Origin of the sequence: Paenibacillus barengoltzii NBRC 101215, assembly GCF_004000745.1 — a bacterium.
In the GTDB taxonomy this organism is placed as follows: Bacteria; Bacillota; Bacilli; order Paenibacillales; family Paenibacillaceae; genus Fontibacillus; species Fontibacillus barengoltzii.
In genome coordinates this window covers 59124-80911 of record NZ_BILV01000010.1, presented here as the reverse complement: position 1 = coordinate 80911, position 21788 = coordinate 59124, and the positions used below count along the sequence as shown (strand labels likewise).

Here is a 21788-nt window from a genome sequence, read left to right as displayed (position 1 = left end):
CCTTGGTGTTGCACCAAGGTCAATAGGAATTCTCGATAGGAATATGGATCTCTAGGAACGAACGTTTCGTGCCCTCGTGGTTCTCGGTCAACATCAATCGTCCGGTTACCGCACCGGAAATTGCATAGTGCTGCTCATTTATGTAATTCAGCATAAAACGAAGCGATTCTTTGGTAAAATCTTCGCTCTGCGGGGACAATATCACCGATGTCACACAACGAGACGGCGGAATATACTCTAAATGCTCATCCAACGTGATGCCCAGTTGGTGCACCTCGTTTTCCGAAATCGACAGGCCCCAGCTGTATTCCAAGCCCTCCGCCTCGGATTCGATGGAATCCGGGTCGATGCGGAAGCAATAAAATGAGTAAGGAAGCACCTCCATTAACGCATTAATGGTGCCCTCTAAACCTTTCGTGTTAAGCAGGTGATTTTTATCCGTTTGCTTTAATCGGTAGAGTCCTGGTCGGTCCCCCAGCGTGCAACGATAAAGTCTCCCCTCTAGATTCTGGACCTCCCGGCTCAGTTCATCTAACTTATGCAGCAACATCGTGCTTTTGCGGATCTCTTCCTCCAGCTCCCGCTTGCTCTGTTCCATCTTGTTGAGAATGTCGTCCAACGAGGCATTTTGAATCAAGCTGGCCACATCCTGCAGTGGAATCTGCAAACTGCGATACCACCGGCTCATCAACAAATCCCGGGCGTCCAAATCGTTGAAATAGCGGTAGCTGTTATGACGGTCCTTGACCGGCCTCACGATGTCATGCTTCTCATACAGCCTCAGTGTGTCCCGGGTGATGCCAAGCAGTGAAGAAAATTCCCCAATGCAATACTTCATCTACCTTCCCTCCCGCACATCTCAAGTCACAAGCCTTTTGTCCCACTTCTATGATATTGAAGCAGGGGGGATTGAAGATATGGAAATGTTCACACGAAAAAAGGCCCCCGCAGGGACCGAATTACGACTTCACATGTTTCTGCATTTGTAAAATAGCGGATTTCTCGAGTCTGGACACTTGGGCTTGGGAGATCCCGATCTCCTCGGCGACCTCCATTTGCGTTTTGCCTTCAAAGAAACGCATGGACAAAATCATCTTCTCGCGGTTGCCTAACCGCTGCATCGCTTCACGTAAGGCGATTTCCTCGATCCAGGAGACGTCCTTGTTCTTGTCATCGCTGATTTGATCCATCACGTAGATGGGATCCCCGCCGTCATGGTAGATCGGCTCGAACAAGGAAACCGGGTCCTGGATGGCGTCGAGGGCAAAGACGACGTCCTCCTTCGGTAAGCCCAAAGCCTCAGAGATCTCAAAAATCGTAGGTTCACGGGAATTCTGATTGGTCAGGTTGTCCCGCATTTGAAGTGCCTTGTAGGCGATGTCTCGCAAGCTTCGGGAGACGCGGATCGGGTTGTTGTCCCGCAGGTAACGCCGAATTTCCCCGATGATCATCGGTACAGCGTACGTGGAGAATTTGACGTTCTGCGATAGGTCGAAATTATCGATGGCTTTCATGAGTCCGATGCAGCCAACCTGGAATAGGTCGTCCACATACTCCCCCCGATTGTTGAACCGCTGGATGACGCTCAGCACGAGTCTCAGATTGCCATTTACTAACTTTTCTCTGGCTGATCTTACGTGGTCCTGCTGCAACGAGTGGAACAATTCACGCATTTCCGCATTGGTTAGAACGGGCAATTTTGCGGTATCTACACCGCAAATTTCGACTTTGTTTCGGGTCATCGTGTCTTACCTCCCAAGGAGAAACTAATGAACAGTATCTCCCGGGACTGCATTTTTATTCCGCCGTCATCTTCCTCGTCGAGCGAAAACACTCAAGTCGACCTCTGTCGAAATAATTGGAATTTCGATAAACGCATATCTATCATGCCATTCACTAAACCATCTTGTTAAATTCCTTGCGCAGCCGTTTAATAATTCGTTTCTCCAGACGCGAGATGTACGATTGCGAGATGCCCAGCAGGTCAGCTACATCCTTCTGCGTCTTCTCATCGCCGTCAACCAGCCCGAAGCGAAGCTCCATAATCATCCGCTCGCGCTCGGTTAATTTATCCAGCGCCTTGTGCAGCAGCTTCCGGTCAACTTGCTCTTCGATATTACGGTAGATCGTATCGTTCTCCGTACCCAGCACGTCGGAGAGCAGCAACTCGTTGCCGTCCCAATCGATGTTCAGCGGCTCATCAAAGCTGACCTCGGTGCGGATTTTGCTGTTCCGGCGCAGGTACATCAGAATTTCGTTTTCAATGCAACGAGATGCATAGGTCGCCAGCTTGATCTTTTTCTCCGGGTCAAACGTGTTAACTGCTTTAATTAAGCCAATGGCGCCGATGGATACCAGGTCCTCGATATTGATTCCCGTATTCTCGAACTTTCTGGCGATATATACGACCAGCCGCAGGTTACGTTCGATCAGCATGGCCCGGATGGCGGAATCGCCGCTGGGCAGCCGCTGCAGCAAATATTCCTCCTCTTCACGGGTTAATGGCGGAGGAAGCGCTTCGCTGCCGCCGATATAATAGATTTCTTCACTCTTTAGTCCAAAAAGAAACAGCAGCCGGTAATACTGCAGCTGCAGCATCATTTTCCACTTTACACGCATCACTTTGTATCCTCCTAAGTTACGTTCCCGTTTTACTGATGGTGTCCATACTCTCCTTCGCCTCTGTCGACTCAACCAGTGCGGGATGAACAATCGCTTGGTAGGTTCCTTCCGTCGATAACCGCCCCCCGTCCAAACCAATCAGCACCCGGGACGAACGATATTCCTTGCCGTCTAGACGGACCGTAACCTCGTCAGGCTTCAGCGCCAGCATAAACTGGGTGCCTTTGTTGATCCCGCGGTAAGGAACCAACCGCAGCCGCTCCGGCCATGGAAAATCTCCTGCCTCTGTCAGCTGCAAGATGAGGTTGTCCGCACGTTCGTCAGCCAGCTTCCCCCGATACGACGGGGGCAAAACCTGCTCCCAAAGCACAGCTTCCATTACGGTCACCGGAAGCCGGCTGAGGGGATCGGATAACTGGTTGCCCGTATCGATCAATCCCGTGCACGTAATCGCTGTATCGCCTACGCGTACTTCCAAATCAGCTAAGAAGGAGCGAATCCGCTCCTGCCGTTGACGTGCATCGATCACCCGCTTAAACCCATACAATACGGCGAAGAAGCAAACCAGAATAAACAACACTCCAATTTTCAAGGAAAACGAAAGCCCGCCGGAAGCCGAATACCATATCCCGCTCCAGATTTCTCCGGAATCTTGCAGCAAATAATGTACACCTAGAATTCCGCCGGCCGCTGCAAAATTGACGATATAAAAAGCTCCCATATTCCGTAAGTAGTTTTGTAAACTTCCAAATCCGAACGCAACCCACAGCATCACGACAGAGAATAGAAATTTCACCAGAAACGTGTACAGAAATGAGAGCTCCGGCAAAAACATCATGACGACATACATCGCCCCAACCACCGCCGACAAGGCCAGCCGCCAGAGAACGACTTTTTGCTTTCGCATCCAAGCCGTGACTAGAAGCAAGCTTGCATCGATCAATAGGTTCATCAAAAATATGAGATCGATATAGACAACCAACGGCATTCACCTGCCTGGGTAGATGGTTATCAGTATAAAGAGAACGCGCGATAAAGTCTGTCTAAAATTGAAAGTAGAATGCCACTATTTTTGTCGACTTCGCGGGAGAGATTTGCAGAAGGGAAGGATAGAAAAAAAAAGACCTTGGCCCATCTCGGGTCAAGGTCTAGGGGAAGACGTTTAATAGCTCCTAACCTATTCGTTGTTGTTCCGCGAACGGTTACGAAGAAACGTCGGAATATCCAGTTGGTCGCCGCTAGGCTGGTTACCGAACGGTCTCAGGGTGGAGGTCGAACGGTTCTCCTGCGGCTCCGGAGCACCAGGGGCAGCTGCTGCCGGCTTGCGGCTAGGCAACGGCTTGTTCTCGAATCCCGTGGCGATCACGGTAACTTTGATCTCTTCTTTCATATTCTCATCGATGATTGCACCAAAAATCATATTCACTTCTGGGTCCGAAGCGGCAATAACGATCTCTGCTGCTTCATTGACTTCATACAACGACAGGTTCGCCCCGCCGGTAATGTTCATAATGACGCCGCGCGCCCCTTCGATCGAAGTCTCCAAGAGCGGACTCATGATGGCTTTGCGTGCAGCTTCGGCAGCACGGTTCTCGCCGGTTGCAAGACCGATACCCATCAGGGCGGATCCGCGCTCGGTCATGATCGTCTTCACGTCGGCGAAGTCGAGGTTGATCAGACCCGGCACGGCAATCAAGTCAGAAATGCCTTGCACGGCTTGACGCAGGACGTTATCCGCTTCGCGGAACGCTTCCAGCATCGGCGTCTTCTTATCTACAATCTCAAGCAAGCGATCGTTAGGAATGACGATCAGCGTGTCTACCTTTTCCTTCAACGCTTCAATCCCCATCTCCGCTTGCGTGGAGCGTTTGCGGCCTTCAAACGTAAACGGACGGGTTACGACGCCAACCGTTAGTGCGCCGCACTCTCTGGCGATCTCGGCAATGACCGGCGCTGCCCCAGTTCCTGTACCGCCGCCCATACCGGCAGTAACAAACACCATGTCGGCGCCTTTCAACGTATTGGCGATCAAATCGCGGGATTCCTCAGCCGCTTTCTTGCCCACTTCCGGATTAGCTCCGGCGCCGAGACCACGGGTCAGCTTGTCCCCGATTTGCAATTTATGTTCGGACTTGGCCAAATGCAGCGCTTGAGCGTCTGTATTGACCGTAATAAATTCCACGCCCTGCACGCCGTTCTCGATCATTCGGTTAACCGCGTTGCTTCCGCCGCCGCCAACCCCGATCACCTTGATTTGTGCCAAGCTCTCCATTTCGAAATCAAATTCCAACATACTCTTCCATCTCCCCCTCAATATGCATGGATCGACCATGCATCATTCCTGAACCACTATATAAATTCGCTAAACAAGTTCTTGAGTCGTTCCATCAAACCGTTCTTCCGAACGGGTTCCTGCGGTGCCGGAGCCTTGCTCCGGTTCGCATTCTTCTTCGGGCTGGAAGCGCTGCGGATCCGCAAATTCTTAACCACTTTATGCAGAATTCCCACCCCGCCGGTGTATGAAGGATCACGAACGCCGATGAAATCAGGCACAGCAATCCGTACCGAAGCTTCCAGCTCCTGCTGGGCAATCTTGAGCAATCCCGGCATAGATACCGTTCCGCCGATCAGGATATATCCCCCCGGCTGCTCGCTGTAGCCAAGACGCTTGACTTCCTGGCGAATCAGCTGGAAAATCTCCTGTACGCGCGGCTCCGCAATCGCGGCCAAATCCTCCTGCGTAAACTCCTTGTCCACATTACTTCCGATCCGTGTCACCTTAAAAGTAACATCCGACGCCGCGTCCTCAATGGAAGCACAGCCGTATTTCAGCTTCGCCTTCTCCGCATGGTCCGTTAACGTCCGAAGACCGTAAGCAATGTCGTTCGTTATAAATTCTCCCCCAATCGGAAGCGTGGATGTCGCAACGATCGTGCCGCTTTCAAATACAGCGATCGTCGTGGAACCCGCACCGATGTCCACCAGGACGGATCCCATCGTTTTTTCGTCTTTGGACAACGCCAATTGACCGGCAGCAAGCGACAGCAATACCAGATCCCGAACTTTAAGGCCAGCCTTCTCCACACAGCGAAGCAAATTGTGAATCGCCGTCTTGGAGCCGGTGACGATCGTCGCTTCCACTTCCAGTCTGACGCCAATCATCCCGCGTGGATCCGAAATTCCTTCCAGTCCATCCACGATATACTGCTTGGCCACCACGTCGATAATTTCGCGTTCTGGCGGCAGGGCGATCACCTCGGCCGCCTTCAGGACCCGCTCGATGTCTTCTTCACCAATTTCCCGGTCTTCATTTTGTACGGCTACAACCCCGTGGCTCGTTTGGAGTCCGATGTGATTTCCCGAAATGCCGACATACACTTCAGATATTTGAATATCTACCATTCGTTCTGCATGATCCACAGCGCTGCGGATCGATTGCACCGTTTGGTCAATATCTACAATCGCGCCTTTTCGAATTCCTTCCGAGTCGGCAGATCCAACCCCAATAATATTAAAGGTTCCATTATTAATTTCCCCAATAATAGCACGAACTTTGGATGTACCGATGTCCAAACTAACAATGATGTCATTGTTGCTCAAGCCCCTGGCACCTCCTATTTCCCCATCAAAATATACTTGCCGTGTTAGATGCACTATCTACTAATTCAACGCCACTTAACCTTTCCCTCTTTTTTCTACAAATTTTTTGACTTCCAACTTTTAACACCATATAGACAGGAAGTATCCTGACTGTGACAGAGAACCTGCCCCTATTTGAAAAATTAGAAGAAAAAAGAGGGAGAACGCCAACTAGCCCATAAAATGTATTTTATCATTGTTTTTCAATCATGAGTAGTATCATTTTGTCCATCGTCTCCGTCCTCCGTCGTGGAGTATGGAACATATGAATCCGCGTCCAGCATCGTCAGCTTTCCAGGGTCCTGGGTTTGCAAAATTTCGTTCATGTATTCCGCCTTTTGGGCTAGGAGGGAAGTGGCTGAAATGATTTCGAACTTGGACCGGGTATACAGCTTAATTCGGTCCGGATAAGACAACGTAGGTGAAGGTACGATCTCCGAAATGTCTGCGGTCAGCTCGTCCGGAATTTGCGACAACGTTTGGCAAAGTTTGACCAGTCCTTCATCGTCGTCCTTCCAACCGGTTAATATGGGCTTGTCCACCGGCATCGACCCGTCCTTCAGGTCGATGCGCGTCCCGTTGGCGAGCAAGCCATGCAGCTTCCCGTCCTCTGCCAGCACATACGCTGCAATCGGATACTCCTCAATATGGATCGTAACGCTGCCGGGGAACGTCTTATCTACCTCTGCTTGCTTCACCGAAGGAATTTCTTCCAGCCTGCGGGCGATATGATCGGCACTGACCGCAAAAAACGGCGAACCCACCTGAAGCCCTGTGGCGCCCAGCAGCTCTGTCTCCGTTGTATACTCATTGCCGTCGAACGTAATAACAGATATTTTGCTAAGAGATGAACGGAAAAATAGAACGCATAATAATGCGAGGAACAACAAAATAAGTATGGTTTTGATTTTTCGTCCGCTTTTCTTCTTGGGCGCAGGTTCTTTTAGGACGGGTACATTCGCTTTTGGCATGTCATTTCTCCGCAACTTTCTGAATAAGTATTACAAAGCTTATATCCCCTCCAGGGGAGGGGACAAAAGTTTAGGGCTATACTACGAAGGTTTCGCGAATCAGCATCACGATAGCCTTAAGCCAGATCCAGCTGACGCAAGGCTGGCGATTCACGGCGTACCGAGCCTCCAAGCCGTTGGAACATCGTTTCGATTCGATCATAACCGCGGTCGATATGATGAACCTGCTCCACCACGGTTTGACCCTGGGCCGCCAAACCGGCGATCACCAGCGCCGCCCCTGCACGCAGGTCGGTTGCTTCCACGGTCGCGCCGTAAAGCCGGGGCACCCCGCGAATAAACGCGGAATTCAAGTCCACCGTAATGTCGGCGCCCATGCGAACCAGTTCGCCGACATGCTTGAACCGGCCTTCGAACACGGTTTCTTTCATCACGCTCATTCCGTCCGCCAAGGATAATAGAACCATCACTTGGGACTGCAAATCGGTAGGAAACGAAGGATACGGCGAGGTCACAATTCGTTCCACCGCTTTCGGACGGCCTGCACTGCTCAACGTTATTATATCATCGCTCACTCCGATTTGAACACCGGCCCGCTTGAGCACGGTAAGCAACGATACCAGGTGTGAAGGGTTGCTGTGGGTCAACGTAACACTGCCGCGGGTGGCAGCCACAGCAATCAATGCAGTTCCCGCCACGATACGGTCTGGGATAATCTCGTAATCGCAAGGGGTGAGACGCTTCACTCCTCGGATCGTAATCGTGTCGGTTCCCGCGCCGATGATGCTGGCGCCCATGGCATTCAAGAAGTTTTGCAGATCCTGAATCTCCGGCTCCCGCGCTGCGTTCGTAATCATCGTTGTGCCTTCAGCGAGCGCTGCAGCCATCATGATGTTCTCCGTTGCACCCACGCTGGGGAAATCCAGATGGATGTCGGTACCAACCAGCCTGCTGGCTCTGCACCATATTTGCTGATCGTGTTCTTCAATCTTCGCTCCTAAAGCTTCAAGTCCCTTCAAATGCAGATCGATCTTCCGTTCCCCGATCGCACAGCCTCCCGGCTGATAGATGCATACTTCCCTAAAACGGGCAAGCAGCGGCCCCATCAAAAAGATGGAGGAGCGCATCTGTTTCATCAAGTCCTCAGGAACATGGCTGGAATCTGCCCCCGAGGTATCCACAGTCACCGTATCTCCCAAATGGACGGCTTTACAGCCCAGTCGACTGAGAATGCCTAACATGACATCAATATCGAGCAGGCGGGGGACATTTCGAAGTTGCACCTTACCTTCCGCCAGCAGCGATGCGGCCAGAATCGGCAATGCGGCATTTTTCGCTCCATGGATACGAATGGTTCCTGATAGGGGTTTCCCGCCTTCGATCACCAATTTGTCCAATGTATCACCTCCGAGTTTACCGTTCACCCACGAAGAAGACCTCCGGCACCAGCGCCACCCCAAATTGATCTTGGACGGCTGCCTTGACTTGCTCCATGAGCGCAAGAACGTCCTCTGCTGTCGCTTGCCCGGTATTGACGATGAAATTGGCATGCAGCGTGGACACTTCAGCCCCGCCGACCTTCATCCCTTTGAGACCCGCCGCTTCAATCAGCCGAGCGGCATGATCGCCGGGCGGATTGCGAAATACGCTGCCTGCACAAGGCTGCGAGAGCGGCTGCGTTTTGCGACGGCGGTCCTTGTACGCCGCCATGGCCGCCGCGATCTCCAGCCGATCACCCACGGCAAGCGAAAAACGTGCCTGAGCCACGATCCCTCGCTGTTCATGCAGGACGGAATGCCGGTAGGCAAACTTCATATCCTCCGCTGTGTATGTGACCAATTCACCCGTCTCCAGAACAATGTCAGCGGATTTAAATATACGTGACACATCGGACCCGTGGGCACCGGCATTCATGTAGACGGCGCCGCCGACTGTACCCGGAATTCCCCCCGCAAACTCCAGCCCGGTTAGTCCCTGTTTGCCAGCCATGATGCTGAGCCGGACGGTGGATGCGCCGCCTCCGGCGCTGACTTGCGTACCGTCGAATACAATCTGCTCGAACTCACCACCCAGCCGGATGACGCAGCCTCGGATGCCTTTGTCGGAAACCAGCAGATTGGAGCCTTTTCCGATCATCATCCACGGGATTCCTTCTGCGTGGAGCAAGCGCATCAGCTCCGCAAGCTGCCGGGTCGTTTGTGGAACGGCCATCGCATCCGCCGGACCGCCGATTTTCCAAGTCGTGTATTTCGACATTGGTTCATTCGGCAACACCTCCAAGGCTTCCAGCCTGGTCAATTGTGATATCCACTGCTGCATCGTATAACCCTCCTTGACTTGAATGGCGGATCCCTTCGACGGTACTTCGCCGGGTGCCGCTGTTACATATCGGCAGTCGATGGCTGCCGGAGCCCGGGTCCTGCAGGGCTGAAGATCTTGCCCCGCTTGGTTGTCACGATTTATAGAGTATCTTATGCCTCCCTAACGGAGAGTGTGACAATCGCCCAGACTTCCCGGCACAAGCCCTTGCATCGCCTCTGAACAGCGCCTTATTGGTGCTTAACGAGCCTTTGCATCTCTTCCACGATGAGATGGGCGGAATCCGGTTTGCCCCAGGCACGGGAAGCGGTCGACATCGCGCTGTGCCGACGCAAATCGCTCATCACGCGCTCAATGGATGCATACAAGCTCTGTCCCGTCAGCTCCGGCTCCAAAATCACTTCGGCCGCACCGGCGCTCTCCAGCGCGCGGGCATTTTTCTCTTGATGATTGTTCGTTACGTTAGGAGATGGAATCAGAATCGCCGGAATCCCCAGTGCTGTAATTTCCGCCAAAAAAGAAGCCCCGGCACGGTTCACGATCAGCGAGGTGCAGGCCAGAACCTCCGGCATGTTATGCACATAAGGAAGCACCTGCAGATTGGCAGGAAGTTCGCCCAATTTCGCTGAAATCGCCTCCACCGTCGAGGCATAGTAGCGGTCTCCGGTGACGTATACAAATTTCAAGTGTTCGGACTGCTTAAGTAGCGGAGCCATTTCAACCATCGCTTGATTGATGGCACGGGCCCCTTGACTGCCGCCGACCACAAGGACAACCGAGCTGCTAGATGGCAACCCCAGCGATTCAAAGCCCCTTTGCTTATCGGCTGCGTATACGGTTGTCGCCCGCGGATTCCCGGTGTAAATCACGTTGCGAGCTGCGGGGAACGCCTTCTCCGATCCCTCGAAGCTGACGGCAACCGTCGATGCGTATTTGCTCAGAAAGCGGTTCGTTAAGCCCGGAATGGCGTTCTGTTCATGAATAATGCTAGGAATGCCCAGCTTGGCCGCAGCGTAGACCACCGGACCGCAGACATATCCGCCGGTTCCGATGACGACGTCAGGCTTAAATTCTTTGAGCAGTTTCTTGGAAGTTTGCACTCCCTTGAGAAAACGCATGACCGTTTTCACATTATCGAAGGACAGCTTCCGACGGAAGCCGGTAATCTCAATCGCTTCAAATGGAATTCCTTGCTGCGGTACAATCGAGCTTTCAAGCCCGCGCTTGCCCCCGATGTACAGAAACTCAGAGCCGGGAAATTCCTTGGCGCATTGGCTGGCGACGGCCAGAGCCGGGTAAATATGCCCCCCGGTTCCACCGCCGCTAAGTACGACGCGCATATTCTCACCTCGCGTAACGGGATAAATTCAGTAGAATGCCTAGCGCGGTCAGCATCAGCGTCAGCGAAGATCCGCCGTAACTGATCAACGGTAGCGTAATGCCGGTGACTGGCATCAGACCGATGACAACGCCGATGTTGATGACAACCTGCACGCCTACCATACCTACGATTCCGACAGCAAGCAAGCTGCCAAACAGATCATCGATGGTCATGGCCACGCGCATTCCGCGCCATACTAATATCAAAAACAATAACAAAACTAAGAGTCCGCCGATAAAACCTAATTCCTCAGCTAGAATCGAGAAGATGAAATCGGTTTGCGGCTCCGGCACATAGCTGTATTTTTGCCGGCTCATCCCCAGACCCAAGCCTGCCAATCCACCGGGCCCAATCGCATAGAGCGACTGGATGATCTGATAACCCGCCCCCAAAGGATCCGACCATGGATCCAGGAAGGCGGTAATCCGTTTCAGCCGATAAGGTGCCGCCAGGATCAAACCAACGAAGCCTATCGCACCTACAGCCGCCAATCCAGCTAAATGGCGAATGCGTGCACCTGCGGTAAACACGATCAACAGGGAAGCGCCCAGCATAACCGTTCCTGTCCCCAAATCAGGCTGCAGCATGATTAATCCAAAGGCAAGTCCGATAATCCCAAGCGGCGGCAGCAAGCCTTTCGTAAAATTCGTGATCTTGTAATCTTCTTTACTTAGCCAATAGGATAGAAACAAGATCATCCCCAGCTTCATAAACTCGGAGGGTTGAATCCCAAACGAGCTGATGCCCAGCCAGCTGCGCGCCCCGCCGCGCACGACCCCGATCCCGGGAATCAGTACGATGACGAGCAGGATAAAGCAGAGAACCAGCCCGACTTTCGCGTATTTTCGCAGCAGACGGTAATCTACATTCATCATCAAGAACATCGCAATTAACCCAAGTACAGCAAAGAGCAGCTGCCTCTTAACGAAATAGAAAGAATCGCCGTAATCATGGAAAGCGAGTACGGAACCCGCGCTGTATACCATTACGATTCCGATCGCCAGCAATCCGAGAATGCTGGCCGCCAGCCAAAAATCCGGCGCCGTACGGCTCTTGCCCATCGTGGATGCCACCTCTTAACCGAAAGTAGGGGCTTTTCCACCCCCCTACTTAAAGGGTATGCACCGCCTCTTTAAAAATGCGTCCACGCTCTTCATAGGAAGGGAACATATCCCAGCTTGCACAGGCCGGCGAGAGCAGAACGATATCTCCCGGATCCGCCAGGCTTGAAGCCTCCTTCAGCGCAGCGCGCAGCGTATCTGCGGCGCTGTCCACAGTATCGACCAGCACGATGTGCGATAGACCCGCCAGCTCAGCAACTCTAGCAATTTTTTCTTTCGTTTGCCCCATCGCCACGACGGCCTTTACCTTCTCTTTGAAAACCGGCAGCAGCTCCATATAATCCGAGCCGCGGTCCAATCCGCCGGCGATCAACACGATAGGTGCCTGCAGTGCTTCAAGGGCCAGAACCGTTGCCTTGGAGTTGGTCGCTTTGGAGTTGTTATAGTAAACGACGCCTTGCTTCTCGTCGACATACTCCAAGCGATGCTCCACGCCGCGGAACGTTCGTAGCGGCTCCGCCAGCGCATCTGGTGCAGCTCCCGCAGCAATCGCCGCCGCAACCGCCGCCAGCGCATTCTCGACGTTAAAGCGGCCCGGCAAAGCGATGTCAGCGATGTCGACAATTGCCCGCGCCACGCCATCAGCCCCCCGGTACATGATGTGACGGGTTAATCCGTCTTCGACATCCGGAATGTACGCCGGTGCGACATAAACCCCCTCCGACTGCAATTCTTCAGTCATCGAGAAAGGGATCAGCTTCGCTTTTATGTAGGGCACAAGCTCCCGGCACACGGGGTCGTCCCAATTGAGTACGGCGCGGTCCGTTTCTCGTTGATTCGCAAACAGCTTGGCTTTCGACGAGATGTAATCATCCATCGTCCCGTGATAATCCAGGTGCGTCTCCGTCACGTTCAGCAGGCAGGCCACCTCCGGGCGGAACGCCCGGGTCCCCTTCAACTGAAAGCTGCTGAGCTCGGCGACCAACCAGTTGCGTACATCCGCCTCCTCAGCAGCCTCGCACAGCGGGATGCCAATATTACCGGCGACAATCGGTCTCATGCCGGCAGCCTCCAGCATGTTGCCAACCCACGTCGTTGTGGTCGTTTTGCCATTGGAGCCAGTAATCCCGAGAATGGGAGCCGGGCTGATCAAATAAGCGATCTCCACCTCCGTCACAACCTCGATGCCAAGCTCCATCGCCTTGGCCACAGGAGGCGCGGTATAGGGGATCCCCGGGTTTTTAACGACCAACGAAACGCCCTCATGAATGAGATCGTCCGGGTGACCTCCGCATACAACAGAAATTCCCAAAGCCTCCAATTCGGATGCTTCGGGACACTGTTCTCGTTCTTTTCGATCATTGACCGTGATGACGGCGCCATAATGATGCAGGGTTTTGGCGACCTGAGCGCCGCTTCTCGCCAAACCGAGAACGACAACCTGACGTCCCCGGTATTCTTCTGGATGATTCATCTTCATTACAACCCCTTGTTCAAGTAAAGTCCTATGACCGCCAGCACCAGTCCAACCGCCCAGAAGGTGACGTCAACGCGCCATTCCGACCAACCGGACAACTCGAAATGATGGTGAATCGGGCTCATCTTAAATACCCGCTTGCCGCGTGTCTTAAACGAAACGACCTGGATGACGACAGACAACATTTCGATGACAAATATTCCGCCGATGACCAGGAACAACAGCTCGGTTTTGGTGACGATCGCAATCGCGCCAATCGCCCCGCCGATGCCCAGCGAACCGGTATCGCCCATGAACACCTTGGCCGGATGCGCGTTAAAGACGAGAAAGCCCAGCACGGCACCGATCATGGCTGCGGCACATACCGCAGATGGAAGCGAAGTCACCTGCATGGCGATCACCGCGAATGCCCCCAGCGCAATTGCGCTGACGCCCGACAGCAAGCCGTCTACGCCATCGGTAAAATTCACGGCGTTCGTCACCGCCATCATCATGATCACGATAAACGGATAGTAGAACCACGGGCCCCAGTCAAACGAAATGTCCGTCCCCGGGATAGCAATCGCTGTGCTATGACCCTCCGAAATGAGCAAGGCACACATGATTCCGGCGAACAGCAGCTGTCCAATTAATTTCTGTCTGGGTGTGAGACCCAAAGACCGTTTAAATACGATTTTGATATAGTCGTCGAGAAATCCGACCAGTCCAAACCCCAGCGTGGCAACGAGTAGCACGTAGAAGTCGGTATTCACAACGGAAAATTTTAAGTAAGCCAACGTAAACGCTAGTAGGATAATAATGCCGCCCATCGTTGGCGTGCCCGCCTTTTTCAAATGGCTTTGCGGCCCTTCGCCGCGAATTTGCTGGCCGAATTTGAGTCTTCTCAGCAGCGGTATGATCAGCGGAGCCGAGATGACCGCCAGAATAAAAGATACGCCGATCGTTAACAAGATAAGTCCAAAATCCATGGGATCCCCCCCTTTCGCCGGTATTAGTGTGTTAGCTCGCTAGTTTTGATCGCTTCAACGACTTCTTCGAGTTTCATGCCCCGGGAAGCCTTAACCAAGACAATGTCCTGAGGATGCAGCAACGAAACCAGCTTGCGGATCAGTTCAGACTTATCAGTATATGCATGAATACAATTGGGGTCCAACTGTTTCTTCGCCCCCTCGGCAATGTGGCGCGACAGCGGACCGCAGGTGAACAGCAGATCCACCTTACCTGGCGTCAACATCTCCCCGATTTCGCGATGATAATCTGCTTCGGAATCGCCCAGTTCGAGCATATCCCCCAGCACGGCGATCTTCTTCCGATGCCCTTTCATATGCTCCAAAACGCCAAGGGCCGCCTTCATCGAAGTCGGGCTGGCGTTATACGCGTCGTTCAGGATCGTAATGCCGCTCTGTCCAGTAATGACTTCAATCCGCATTCCGGTCAGCTCCACATTGCTGAAGCCCTCACGGATCGCTGCGTCGCTCACCCCGTATTGACGGGCAACCGTGATCGCCGCAAGCGCATTGGATACATTATGTTCACCCAGAAGCGGCAGTTCCAGCGGTTCGCCTTCGCTGCCATGCGGCGTAAACAACGTATGATGGTCCGTAAACAGGATTCCTGTGGGATACAAGTCATTCTCCGGACGCAGCCCAAATGTTGCTGTTCGCAGACCTTCCGGCTTCACCGTAGACGGCTCGGCCAGCACTTGAGGGATAAGAGGTTCGTCCCCATTGTAGATGAACAGTCCTCCTGGCTTCATCCCCGCCAGAATTTCCAGTTTGGCTCTTGTGATCTCCTCCCGCGAACCCAGCTGCAGCAAGTGAGATTCGCCGATGTTGGTGACGACCGCCGTTTCCGGTTCACCAATCTTCGAGAGCAGTTCGATCTCCCCGCGCCCACTCATGCCCATCTCCAGCACGGCGATTTCCGTATCTTCCGGCATGGCCAAGATCGTTAAAGGAAGTCCGATATGGTTGTTGAAGTTCCCTTTGGTTTTATGCACTTGATATGTCGTCGACAAAAGAGCGTAAACCAGATCTTTGGTCGTCGTTTTCCCGTTGCTTCCGGTGATCCCGACTACTGTTGCTCCGGTTGCAGTCAAGTAGGATTTGGCCAGCGCCTGCAGCGCGATTAGCGTATCGTCCACGAGTACGGCCGGGCCTGGCGGCGTTCCCTTTGAGCGCGCCCATAGGCAAGCGCCAGCTCCAGCCTCAAGGCAGTCTGACGCGAAATCATGGCCATCGAACCGTTCCCCCGCCAGCGGCACAAACAGGCAGCCTTTCGTTATTTGCCGGGAATCCGTCACAACCCCCTGCACTACGATGCCAGCATCGCCCGCATCCCGAATCTGTCCGCCGCACATCGCGGCAATTTCCGCTAAGTTTCTTTTAATCACTTTGCCAGACCCCTTATCGCTTCTTTTGCAACGATTCGATCGTCAAAATCCAGCACCTTCGTACCTATCAGTTGATAGGTCTCATGGCCTTTGCCCGCAATCAATACTACATCCTCATGGCTTGCCATTTCAATAGCCTTGCCAATCGCCTCGCGGCGGTCGACGATCATCTCATAACGCGCCTGATCCACGCCGTCCTCGATGAGTCCCTGTTCGATGTCCCGTAAGATCGCTTGCGGGTCTTCCGTACGCGGATTATCCGAGGTCACCAGCACGTAATCCGCATACTTCGCGGCGATTTGACCCATAATCGGGCGTTTCTTCCGATCCCGATCCCCGCCGCAGCCGAAGACGCAAATCACGCGGCCTTTCGCAAATTCATTTACCGTCCGCAGCACATTTTCCAACCCGTCCGGGGTATGGGCGTAATCCACAATGACGGCGAAATCCTGACCTTCGTCCACCGCTTCCACTCGACCCTCAACGCCTTTCACCGATTCCAGGCTGGCCTTGATCTGCGTAAGCGGGATACCTTCCAATAGTGCCGCGGAGATGGCGGCCAGCGCGTTGTATACATTAAACTTCCCTACCATCCGCAAGGAGATATCTGCGCTGCCGCGGAACGTATCCACGTGAAAGGATGTCCCCCGTGCGGTAATCGAGATGTTGGAGGCTCTAACGTCGGCATCCTGCTCCACGCCGTACGTAATCACTTCAGCCGCCGTCTGTTTGGCAAAATAAGCGCTCGCCGGGTCATCAACATTCAGCACGGCATAGCTGCGTTCCTCTGGATTTTCCGCATACGTATTCCCCAATCGGGAGAAAAATAATCCTTTGGCCCAGCGGTATTCGTCCATGGTCTTATGATAATCCAGATGATCCTGGGTTAAGTTCGTAAATACGGCCGTCCGGAAGCGGGTTCCTTTCACACGTCCTTGCGCCAGCGCATGGGAGGACACTTCCATAACACAATACTCACCGCCGCCTTCAGCCATGTCATGTAAATATTTCTGCAGCTCCAGCGACTCCGGTGTTGTCCCGGACATCGGATACGTCTGCCCGGCGAACCGGCGTTGGATGGTGCCAATCAATCCCGTTTCCTTGCCTTGATCCTGCATAATCCGCTCGATCAGATAAGTAGTGGTCGTCTTGCCATTCGTACCAGTCACGCCGATGACTTTCAGCCGCGAACTAGGCGCCCCGTAGAATACGCCTCCGAGTACAGCCATCGCCTGTCGACAGTCCTTGACTTTCAGCTGCGGCAGGGCAACCTCGTCCAGCCACCGTTCTACCACCAGTGCTGCAGCCCCTTGTTCTGCAGCCTGCCGGGCATAATCGTGACCATCCACCGTATGGCCGGGAAGGCAAATAAATAGATCCCCCGGTTGTACCTTGCGCGAATCGATCGCGATCCCCGTACAGGACGTTTCTTCATCTCCTCGTATCTGCGATGTCATAAAATACGTTGCTAGTTTCTTAAGCAGCATAGGTTACCCCTCCGTCTTTCAACTGCGTGCCCTATACGAAATTCAAAAATCGGGTTTCCATACGCAATTTTTGAATTACCGATACACACTCATACTATATTATCACCAAATTTAACTAAGTTCAGGATTATTATTCACTTGTGATCGAGTTATGATCATGCTGTTGCTCTGCTTCCGCTTCTGTCCCCATGTAGATGCGGATCGTCGATCCCTTCTCTACGCGTGCCCCCGCTTTCGGGGCTTGGTTGATCACCACATTGCCGGCGCCGGATCTGGCCAGATTGAAATTCATATTCAAGTCCTCGTAGATTTCCTGCGTCGTGTGGCCGATCAAATCAGGTACCGTGACGATTGGCGTCTCGCCGTATTTATATTTCTTGTTGACCTGTTGCTCACGAGGAGGAACCTTCATATACTCCAGCGCATCCTCCATGATGTTGCGAACGATCGGAGCAGCTACCACGCCGCCGAATTGAATGCCTTGCGGGTTATCCACCGCCGTGTAAACCACGATCTGCGGGTCGTCCGCCGGGGCGAAGCCGATAAAGGAAACGATATGTTCATTTTGCGAGTACCGTCCGTTCACGACCTTTTGCGCTGTCCCGGTTTTCCCGCCAACCCGATACCCGTCGATAAACGCGTTCCCGCCAGTTCCGTTGGCGACGACGCTTTCCAGCGCCATACGAATTTGCTTCGAGGTCTCCTCCGAAATGACCTGCCGCACCATCTGCGGCTTGTTCTCGGAAACAACCTCGCCTGTCTCCGGATTCGTCCACGCTTTGGCGACAAAAGGCTTATACAGCTTCCCGCCGTTAATCGCCGCAGAAACCGCCGTAATCTGCTGGATCGGAGTCACCGATACGCCTTGACCAAACGAGGTGGTTGCCAATTCCACCGGCCCTACTTGCGAGAGCTTAAACAAAATCCCGTTCTCTTCTCCATTCAGATCGATGCCGGTTTTGCTGCCGAAGCCGAAATTTTTGATGTAATCGAACAACGTCTCTTTACCCAGCCGTTGGCCTAACGCTACAAACCCCGGGTTGCAGGAGTTTTCAACAACCTGAAGGAACGTTTGGCTGCCATGGCCGCCCTTCTTCCAGCAGCGCAGCGTAGCCCCTCCTACCTTAACATAACCTGGGTCAAAAAAACGCTCATTCAGCAAATCCACCTTTTTCTCTTCTAATGCCGCTGCCAGCGTAATGATCTTGAAGGTGGAACCTGGCTCGTACGTCATCCAAATCGGCAAGTTCCGGTTATATACTTCGGTATCATATTCTTGGTAAGCTCCAGGCTCGTACCCCGGCCGGGCTGCCATGCCAAGGATTTCTCCTGTCTTCGGGTTCATCGCGATCGTCAGTGCCGAATCAGCCTGCAGCCGATCCATCGCTTGATCCAACTCCCGTTCGATGATGCTTTGGATCGTCTTGTCGATCGTTAGCGTCAGATTTAGACCGTCCTTCGGCTCTACGTACTTCTCCGACGAACCTGGCATCAAGCGCCCGCCGGCATCAGATAGATAAGATACGCTCCCGTTCATGCCGCTGAGTAAATTATCGTATTTGCTTTCCACGCCGGTAAGGCCTTGGTTGTACCCGCCGGTAAAGCCCAGGATATGTGCCGCCAATCCTCCGAAGGGATAGTAGCGCTTATTGTCTTCGGCAACAACAATACCCGGAAGAGCTAAATCACGAATTTGCTGCGCTTTTTCCATCGTAATTTTGCGTCCGCCGGGTTGCAGCCTGACTATGGATTGTCTCTTGGTGATCGTCTTCAGCACCGATTCCTCGGTCATCCCAAGCAGCGGCGCCAGCTTCTTGGCCGTCAGCTCCGGATCCTTGATCTGCACCGGAATGGCCATCACCGTTGGCGTCGTAATATTATAAGCTAGCACCGTGCCGTTGCGGTCGCTGATTTCGCCGCGCTTCGCCGAATACGGGATATTCCGGCGCCAGGAATCCTCCGCTTTGGCGGACAATTCAGCCCCTTTCCCGATTTGAACGTAGGCAAGACGCACGGCCAGCGCCGCAAACAGCAAACATAACACCATTAACAGCCAGAATAATCTTCGTCTGACGGTAAATCTGGATACTTTCACAGGTTGCCCCCCTTACCCATCCTGACATCAACATGATTGTACTCATCACATGACTATTCAGGACAACCAGGGGTTAGAACAAGCTATGGCGAGTCCGAGGTCTTCTTCTCTCCTGCATCGTCCCCTTGATCGCCGCCGTTTGTGGCATCCTCCGCCTGCTCCTCGTCGGACGAAGTTTCCTCCTTGTCCGGCGGTTCCAAGGTAAGGATCACGCGTCTGCCGCCGTTTTCGTTCACGATCTCCTGCGAAACGACGTAACCTTCCCCTTGTGTCGTAACCGGGATCTGCAGGATGGACAGCAGCTCCACCGCATCGCGCAACGATTCGCCCTGCAGGTTCGGAACATTGATGTCCGAGCCTTTCTCTGTAACCAAGTAAACGAATTGCCCAGACTTGAGCGTCGTGCCCGCCTTCGGGAATTGGGAGATAATCGTGTCCCCTTTCCCATAGGTTGCATAGGAGATATGGCTTGCTGACAGTTTGTCCTTGGCTTGTTGCACCGACAACCCGCCGACATCCGGAACTTTAGGTCCCGAGGCAACGGATTTCGAGGAGTTACCGGAAGTGCTGCCTTTGTATTTTTTCGGAACGCCCATATACTGCAGCGTTTGATTAACGATCTGCTTAAATACCGGAGCGGCGGCAGCCCCCCCGCCCAGTTCCGAGTCCTTCGGTTCGTCGATTAAGACGATGACCGCAATCTTTGGATCATCCACCGGCGCATAGCCAATAAATGAAACGACCTGCTTCGTGTAATCATATTGGCCGTTAACTACCTTTACCGCAGTCCCCGTCTTACCAGCTACACGATAACCATCGATGTAGGCATGGCGCCCGGTACCGATCTTTTGGTCCGAAACGACTTGCTCTAAGTAGGTTCCGACTTCCTTCGCTTTGTCAGGAGAGATCACCTGTTGAAGTACCTTCGGTTGGGTTTCCACCGTCTCCCCGGTCTGCGGATCGGTGATGGACTTGACGATATGGGGCTCCATCAGCTTGCCGCCGTTGGCGATGGCCGATACCGCGACAATTTGTTGCAATGGCGTCACAAGCAGCTTCCCGTGGCCGTATGACATCGCCGCAAAGTCAGCCTGCTGCACCGGATCCACGATTCCTTTGGATTCGCCCGGCAGCTCAATGCCTGTTTTTCTACCGAAACCAAATTGGTCGACGTACGTCTTCAAACGTTCCGGTCCCAGCATCTCGTAGCCCAGCTTGACGAAAGCGACGTTACTCGAGCGTTTCACACCTTCCAGATACGTAATCTCGCCCCAGCCGGACCGCTTCAAGTCGTGAATCGTTTGCCCCGGCACCCGGATGCTCCCGGATTTGTATGTAGCATTGGGATTAAATAAGCCTTCCTGTACCGCCCCGGCCAAGGTTACAATTTTAAAGGTGGACCCTGGTTCGTAAACGGATTTGATCGCGTGGTTATAGAAATTTTTCTGGTCAACGTCCGCCCAATATTCATTGGGATTATAGGTTGGCATATTCGCCATGCCAAGGATCTCCATCGTCTTCGGATCGGCCGCAATCACCGTCATACTGATCGGCTGCAGCTGATCGTACGCTTCCTTCATCGCCTGCTCGATGTAGTACTGGATCGTGTAGTCGATCGTCAGCTTCAAGTTGTCTCCGTTCTTCGGCGGGTTATAAATTTCGCTCGCTTTCGGAATCTCAATTCCTCGGCCGTCCCGCTTGTATTCGAGCGAACCGTTCACGCCCTTGAGCTGTTCATCGAAGTAGGCTTCAATTCCAGATACGGCTTTGCCCTCTCGATCGATATATCCCAAAACGTGGGAAGCCAAGCTTTGATTCGGATAATATCGCTTCTGATCCTTGATCAAGTAAATACCGACGTCCTGCAGGTTGTTATGCTCTTCCTTCAGCTCGTCGATCAATGCCTGCACCTGATTCTTCAGGTCTTGATCAATTTTCCAGCCCTCGTTCCGCACCTCACGTTGCGTATAGAACTCGCCGGACTCTTTTTTCGCATTGACGATCTTCCGGAGTTCACTTTCGTCTTTCCCGAGGACCTTGCCAAGCCCTTCAACGACCTCGTCCTGAATGCCGTATTTGTTAATAAGTTCGGGATTAACCGCCACCGTATAAGCCGGAGCATCCACCGCCAGGACATCGCCGTTCCGATCCGTGATCGTCCCCCTCGTTGCGGGCAGCAACTTTTTGGTTGACCACAGCTCCTCTGCATGCGCCTGCCAAAAGTCCGCTTGTACAACCTGCAGCCAAAACGCTCTACCGATCAATACAGCAAAAAAGAGGGTAATACATCCCCCTATCAGCAGTGTTCGAAGCTTTATTCGCTTGATCATGGCAAAACCTCTTT

17 protein-coding genes are annotated in these 21788 nt (G+C 53.1%); all 17 read right to left on the bottom strand.

All coding sequences use genetic code 11. From position 1 onward, the window contains the following. Window positions 1-19: 19 nt before the first annotated feature. A complete protein-coding gene (locus PBA01S_RS04230) occupies window positions 20-838 on the bottom strand; it encodes a MerR family transcriptional regulator (protein ID WP_028537943.1) in 819 nt (272 codons plus the stop codon). A 121-nt stretch (window positions 839-959) separates the two neighbouring features. Further along, entirely contained in the window at window positions 960-1742 is a 783-nt protein-coding gene (sigG, locus tag PBA01S_RS04225) for an RNA polymerase sporulation sigma factor SigG (RefSeq protein ID WP_016311515.1), read from the bottom strand. A gap of 154 nt (window positions 1743-1896) precedes the next feature. Next, complete coding sequence (gene sigE, locus PBA01S_RS04220) at window positions 1897-2619, bottom strand: RNA polymerase sporulation sigma factor SigE (protein WP_016311514.1); 723 nt, start codon at window positions 2617-2619, stop codon at window positions 1897-1899. A gap of 19 nt (window positions 2620-2638) precedes the next feature. After that, window positions 2639-3610: a sigma-E processing peptidase SpoIIGA gene (spoIIGA, locus tag PBA01S_RS04215; RefSeq protein WP_085169618.1), complete on the bottom strand. Its 972-nt coding sequence runs from the start codon at window positions 3608-3610 to the stop codon at window positions 2639-2641. Between the two features lie 189 nt (window positions 3611-3799). Continuing rightward, window positions 3800-4915: a cell division protein FtsZ gene (ftsZ, locus tag PBA01S_RS04210; protein WP_028537941.1), complete on the bottom strand. Its 1116-nt coding sequence runs from the start codon at window positions 4913-4915 to the stop codon at window positions 3800-3802. A 56-nt stretch (window positions 4916-4971) separates the two neighbouring features. After that, window positions 4972-6222: a cell division protein FtsA gene (gene ftsA, locus PBA01S_RS04205; RefSeq protein ID WP_028537940.1), complete on the bottom strand. Its 1251-nt coding sequence runs from the start codon at window positions 6220-6222 to the stop codon at window positions 4972-4974. Between the two features lie 242 nt (window positions 6223-6464). Beyond that, window positions 6465-7232, bottom strand: coding sequence for a cell division protein FtsQ/DivIB (locus PBA01S_RS04200; protein WP_127575412.1), 768 nt, complete (start codon window positions 7230-7232; stop codon window positions 6465-6467). A 116-nt stretch (window positions 7233-7348) separates the two neighbouring features. Next, window positions 7349-8629, bottom strand: a complete 1281-nt coding sequence (gene murA, locus PBA01S_RS04195; RefSeq protein ID WP_127575411.1) for a UDP-N-acetylglucosamine 1-carboxyvinyltransferase — start codon at window positions 8627-8629, stop codon at window positions 7349-7351. A gap of 16 nt (window positions 8630-8645) precedes the next feature. After that, window positions 8646-9551 (bottom strand): UDP-N-acetylmuramate dehydrogenase, encoded by a 906-nt coding sequence (gene murB, locus PBA01S_RS04190; protein WP_028537938.1) that lies wholly within the window; start codon window positions 9549-9551, stop codon window positions 8646-8648. A gap of 230 nt (window positions 9552-9781) precedes the next feature. Then, window positions 9782-10891: an undecaprenyldiphospho-muramoylpentapeptide beta-N-acetylglucosaminyltransferase gene (gene murG, locus PBA01S_RS04185; protein ID WP_127575410.1), complete on the bottom strand. Its 1110-nt coding sequence runs from the start codon at window positions 10889-10891 to the stop codon at window positions 9782-9784. A 4-nt stretch (window positions 10892-10895) separates the two neighbouring features. Further along, window positions 10896-11993, bottom strand: coding sequence for a stage V sporulation protein E (spoVE, locus tag PBA01S_RS04180; protein ID WP_016311506.1), 1098 nt, complete (start codon window positions 11991-11993; stop codon window positions 10896-10898). Between the two features lie 49 nt (window positions 11994-12042). Next, window positions 12043-13467, bottom strand: coding sequence for a UDP-N-acetylmuramoyl-L-alanine--D-glutamate ligase (gene murD / locus PBA01S_RS04175; protein WP_127575409.1), 1425 nt, complete (start codon window positions 13465-13467; stop codon window positions 12043-12045). A 5-nt stretch (window positions 13468-13472) separates the two neighbouring features. After that, window positions 13473-14438, bottom strand: a complete 966-nt coding sequence (gene mraY, locus PBA01S_RS04170) for a phospho-N-acetylmuramoyl-pentapeptide-transferase (protein WP_016311504.1) — start codon at window positions 14436-14438, stop codon at window positions 13473-13475. Between the two features lie 23 nt (window positions 14439-14461). Further along, window positions 14462-15862, bottom strand: coding sequence for a UDP-N-acetylmuramoyl-tripeptide--D-alanyl-D-alanine ligase (locus PBA01S_RS04165; protein WP_255315287.1), 1401 nt, complete (start codon window positions 15860-15862; stop codon window positions 14462-14464). After that, entirely contained in the window at window positions 15859-17349 is a 1491-nt protein-coding gene (locus PBA01S_RS04160) for a UDP-N-acetylmuramoyl-L-alanyl-D-glutamate--2,6-diaminopimelate ligase (RefSeq protein WP_127575408.1), read from the bottom strand. Before PBA01S_RS04160 ends, PBA01S_RS04165 begins: the two co-directional genes overlap by 4 nt. A 130-nt stretch (window positions 17350-17479) precedes the next feature. Then, entirely contained in the window at window positions 17480-19444 is a 1965-nt protein-coding gene (locus PBA01S_RS04155) for a stage V sporulation protein D (RefSeq protein WP_016311501.1), read from the bottom strand. An 83-nt stretch (window positions 19445-19527) separates the two neighbouring features. Beyond that, on the bottom strand, window positions 19528-21774 hold the full coding sequence (locus PBA01S_RS04150) for a penicillin-binding transpeptidase domain-containing protein (protein ID WP_127575407.1): 2247 nt from the start codon (window positions 21772-21774) through the stop codon (window positions 19528-19530). Window positions 21775-21788 lie beyond the last annotated feature (14 nt).

What these genes read in the sequence shown, in the direction of transcription:
- PBA01S_RS04160 (WP_127575408.1), bottom strand. Translation starts at nt 17,349, where the DNA reads ATGCTGCTTAAGAAACTAGCAACGTATTTTATGACATCGCAGATACGA.
- murD (WP_127575409.1), bottom strand. Translation starts at nt 13,467, where the DNA reads ATGAATCATCCAGAAGAATACCGGGGACGTCAGGTTGTCGTTCTCGGT.
- mraY (WP_016311504.1), bottom strand. Translation starts at nt 14,438, where the DNA reads ATGGATTTTGGACTTATCTTGTTAACGATCGGCGTATCTTTTATTCTG.
- sigG (WP_016311515.1), bottom strand. Translation starts at nt 1,742, where the DNA reads ATGACCCGAAACAAAGTCGAAATTTGCGGTGTAGATACCGCAAAATTG.
- murG (WP_127575410.1), bottom strand. Translation starts at nt 10,891, where the DNA reads ATGCGCGTCGTACTTAGCGGCGGTGGAACCGGGGGGCATATTTACCCG.
- PBA01S_RS04200 (WP_127575412.1), bottom strand. Translation starts at nt 7,232, where the DNA reads ATGCCAAAAGCGAATGTACCCGTCCTAAAAGAACCTGCGCCCAAGAAG.
- murB (WP_028537938.1), bottom strand. Translation starts at nt 9,551, where the DNA reads ATGCAGCAGTGGATATCACAATTGACCAGGCTGGAAGCCTTGGAGGTG.
- spoVE (WP_016311506.1), bottom strand. Translation starts at nt 11,993, where the DNA reads ATGGGCAAGAGCCGTACGGCGCCGGATTTTTGGCTGGCGGCCAGCATT.
- sigE (WP_016311514.1), bottom strand. Translation starts at nt 2,619, where the DNA reads ATGCGTGTAAAGTGGAAAATGATGCTGCAGCTGCAGTATTACCGGCTG.
- ftsZ (WP_028537941.1), bottom strand. Translation starts at nt 4,915, where the DNA reads ATGTTGGAATTTGATTTCGAAATGGAGAGCTTGGCACAAATCAAGGTG.
- PBA01S_RS04150 (WP_127575407.1), bottom strand. Translation starts at nt 21,774, where the DNA reads ATGATCAAGCGAATAAAGCTTCGAACACTGCTGATAGGGGGATGTATT.
- PBA01S_RS04230 (WP_028537943.1), bottom strand. Translation starts at nt 838, where the DNA reads ATGAAGTATTGCATTGGGGAATTTTCTTCACTGCTTGGCATCACCCGG.
- spoIIGA (WP_085169618.1), bottom strand. Translation starts at nt 3,610, where the DNA reads ATGCCGTTGGTTGTCTATATCGATCTCATATTTTTGATGAACCTATTG.